Origin of the sequence: Aurantimonas sp. E1-2-R+4 (genome assembly GCF_036549515.1) — a bacterium.
Lineage (GTDB): Bacteria > Pseudomonadota > Alphaproteobacteria > Rhizobiales > Rhizobiaceae > Aurantimonas > Aurantimonas coralicida_A.
The window spans coordinates 1-658 of record NZ_JAZHLK010000157.1 but is presented as its reverse complement, the minus strand read 5'-3'; the positions used below and the strand labels follow the sequence as shown (position 1 = coordinate 658).

Genomic DNA, 658 nt, shown 5'->3' with positions numbered 1-658 from the left:
TGCCCATCAGCGCCAAAATGCCGAAAAGTTCATTGCCCCTGCATCGAGGGCCGCGTAACGTTCAACCCGGCATCGCCGCTCAACGAAGTTCAACAAACTTCGGGACATCCCCCTCGCCTCCCCCAGCTGACCGCCCAACAGGCGCCGTGGCTCATACGCGTGGCGGCCGCCCCATGAAAAGCGTTGATATGGCATAAAAGAAAGCAGGGGTATGGCGGCGCGTACGCGGCACATCCCCACACTCGGATAAAGAGTGATCAACGCGGATTAGAAGCGCTTTGGTAGCTGGCCGGCGTCCAATTCGCCAATGTCTCGCGACCGAGGCGATCGATCTCACAATACCGCACGTAGGACGCTGGCGGAATTGGCGCAGCAGATCGACGCTCACCCCAACCAGATCAGGCAGTGGCGCACGCAGCTTTTTGAGGAAGCCGCCAGCGTCTTCGGCTCGACGACGAGCGCGGCCGCCCCCGCGACAAGCTCTGGAGGTTCAGCCGCCGGGTGCTAGCTTGGCGCCTGTCGATCACGTGGTCGCCATGGATAATCTTCCAGCCCACAAACCGGCTGTCAACGCCGGAGCAAATATGCGCCAGTTGGCCGGAGGAAATATGTGCCAGGTGACGTCATGAGAAGGGCCCCGATCGGGGCCCTTCTCATG

General features: G+C 61.2%; 1 pseudogene. It reads left to right on the top strand.

Annotated elements, in window-relative coordinates:
• Positions 1–349: 349 nt before the first annotated feature.
• Positions 350–472, top strand: a pseudogene (locus VQ045_RS22150) (IS3 family transposase); the annotation flags it as partial.
• Positions 473–658 lie beyond the last annotated feature (186 nt).